The 2,732-nt window shown below is 64.9% G+C and carries 2 protein-coding genes; one reads left to right on the plus strand and one right to left on the minus strand.

Going from position 1 to position 2,732, the window contains the following annotated elements; all coding sequences use genetic code 11:
• Positions 1-119: 119 nt before the first annotated feature.
• Positions 120-1,694, minus strand: coding sequence for an NAD(P)/FAD-dependent oxidoreductase (locus FJ980_RS29630; protein WP_140547174.1), 1,575 nt, complete (start codon positions 1,692-1,694; stop codon positions 120-122).
• 121 nt (positions 1,695-1,815) lie between these two features.
• Between FJ980_RS29630 and FJ980_RS29635 the strand changes: the two genes are divergently transcribed.
• Positions 1,816-2,607: a cyclase family protein gene (locus tag FJ980_RS29635; RefSeq protein ID WP_140547175.1), complete on the plus strand. Its 792-nt coding sequence runs from the start codon at positions 1,816-1,818 to the stop codon at positions 2,605-2,607.
• Positions 2,608-2,732: the final 125 nt, after the last annotated feature.

Below are 2,732 nucleotides of genomic sequence, written 5' to 3' on the forward strand. Positions count from 1 at the left end.
GCTTCGCTCCTGCTCCGCCCTGGAATGACGATCGCGATGGGCGTTTTCGGCCAATCTCCAACGCATGCCGCCTACCAACGCAAACAGAGCCGACCGGTCAAAATCCCTGTGCAGTGCCACTATTTCCCTCCTAGCTGTTGGGCGAGCAGGAAGCCGGAACCTGCGCCCGTGCCGGCGCCGGGCCATGTCGCCGCGCCGGTGAGGTAGAGGTTCGAGACCGGCGTGTTCCAGCGCGCGAAGCCGCGCGCCGGGCGGAACAGGAAATTCTGCGCCAGGTGATGGCTGCCGCAGATCTGGTCGCCGCCGACGAGGTTCGGGTTTTCGCGCTCGAGGTCGAGCGGCGAGAAGATCGCGCGGCCAAGAATCTTTTTGCGCAATCCCGGCGCATAGCTCTCTAGGATGTCGAGCACGCGCTCGGCATAGGCGTCCTTGACCGCGTCCCAATGCGCCGGCGCGATCTTGCCGGCGGCATCGCCGAGGATCTCCGCCGGCAGCATGCGCACCTGCACCCACAGCACATGCTTGCCTGGCGGTGCGCGGGACGGATCGACGGCCGTCGGCTGGCCGACGACCAGCACCGGCTGCTCCGGCATTTGGCCGGCGATCGCCTGCTGATAGACGCGCGACATGGCGTCGAGCGACGGCGCCAGATGCACATAGGCGAACTGGCGAAGCTCGGCACCGGCGCTCCAGTCGGGCAGGTCGTCCAGCGCCAGATGGATCATCATCGTGCCCGGCGCGTGGCGGAATTTCCTCATCGCCGCATCGAAGCCGGCGTCGCCGGAGCCGTTGGGCAGAAGCTTTCCCGGCAGCGCTTTCGGCGCGACACCAGCGATAACGGCCTTGGTCGCGACGTGGGTTTCGCCGGATGCCAGCCGAACGCCGGCCGCCCTGCCGCCAGCGACGATGATCTCCGCGACGTCCGCTGCAGCGGCGATCTTTCCCCCGGCGGCGGTCGTCATGCCGGCAAGCGCCCGGATGATAGTATCGGCGCCGCCTTTGCCCAGCACCATGCCGAAACTCTGGTTGGCCATCGATTCCAGATAAGGGAACACGGCGCCGCCGGCGATGTCAGGCGCGAAATCGAGATGCATACCCCAGGCCGCGAGTGTCGTTCGCACATGCGGCGTTTCGAAATTCTCCTCCAGCCACGCGCGCGGCGATGACAACAGCAATCGAGCCGTATCGAGCGCGCCGGCCAGGCCCTTTTTGCGCCAGAGATTCCAGCCCGTGCCGGCAAGCGCCCTTGCGCTCATCGGCGAGCCCAGCAGGCGGAACAGATGCTCGGCTTCCCCCGGAAAAGCGCCGACCAACCGGCGCCATGTGGCCGCGTCCGCGGCCGAGAAAGCGGCCAGTCGCGACGCTGTCTTTTCGAGATCATTGCTGACGCCGAACCATGTCCCGTCCGGGAAGGTGCTGGCGAAACAATCGGCCACGGGCGCGAATTCCAGTCCGTGGCTTTTCAATTCATTTGCATATTTCCGGTGGAAGGCCGAGCCGGCGAAGAGGCTCAAATTCATCGCGCCGAAATCGTGCCGGAAGCCGGGAAGCGTGTATTCGGCGGTCCGTACCGCGCCGCCGATTGCCTCGCTGCGTTCGAAAACCGCTATTTTCCAGCCTTTGAGCGCCAGATGCGCGGCGCATGCCAGACTGTTGTGGCCTGCCCCAACAAAGATGGCGTCGAACTCGCTCACGCCCCGCCCCAAAAATGCTTTATGCTTAAAGATAATTGCAGATGCATATGTTTTCGTCTAGTAGGTATATTAAGGGCCGCAACGAGCCTTGAAGGTCACGAACAAGAGGGAACAAAAGATCATGGACACGCAGAAACTCCTCGGCGAGGTCGCCGGCCAGCTGCTTTCGGGCGCCATCAAGGTGGTCGACCTGACGGCGCCGCTCGGGCCGAACACGCCGCTGATCAAGCTGCCGCCGGAACTCGCCGTCGACACGCCGAAGGTCGAGATCCACGAGATCTCCAAATACGACAAGCACGGCCCGTGGTGGGCCTGGAACTGGCTGAAGCTCGGCGAGCATTCGGGCACGCATTTCGACGCGCCGCAGCACTGGATCACCGGCAAGGACTATCCGGACGGCGCCACCGACACCATTCCGGCACAGAATTTCATCGGCCCGGTCAACGTCATCGACTGCTCGAAAGAATCCGCCGCGGACCACGATTTCCTGCTCACCGTCGACCACATCAAGGCCTGGGAGGCCAGGCACGGCGCCATCAACCCCGGCGAGTGGGTGGTGATGCGCACCGACTGGTACAAGCGCAACGGCTCCGAAGCCGAGTTCCTCAATGCCAACGAGACCGGCCCTCACACGCCGGGACCGACAGCGGAAGCCATCCAGTTCCTGATAGCCAAGGACATCAAGGGCTGGGGCTCGGAGACGATCGGCACCGATGCCGGCAAGGCCGGCGGCATGGAGCCGCCGTTCCCGGCGCACACACTGATGCACAAGGCCAACCGCTATGGGCTGGCCAGCCTCTGCAATCTCGACCAGCTGCCGCCGAAGGGCGCGATCCTGATCGCCGCGCCGCTCAAGATCGAGCGCGGCACCGGCAGCCCGATCCGCGCCTTGGCGCTGGTGCCGGGCAAATAGGCGAGGCGACGGTCTTCGGGAGAAGATCATGCTTGCGGGCGATGGAGTGATGGAGTCGAGGCGGCCGTTCTGCAGCGCTGGCGCTCTACGGCGCCCCCCTCTGTCCTGCCGGACATCTCCCCCTC

The sequence above is a fragment of the Mesorhizobium sp. B1-1-5 genome (genome assembly GCF_006443065.1).
Taxonomy (GTDB): domain Bacteria; phylum Pseudomonadota; class Alphaproteobacteria; order Rhizobiales; family Rhizobiaceae; genus Mesorhizobium.

Bases quoted from the DNA above. Each gene is read 5' to 3' on its own strand.
- FJ980_RS29635 (WP_140547175.1), top strand. From the start codon at position 1,816: ATGGACACGCAGAAACTCCTCGGCGAGGTCGCCGGCCAGCTGCTTTCG.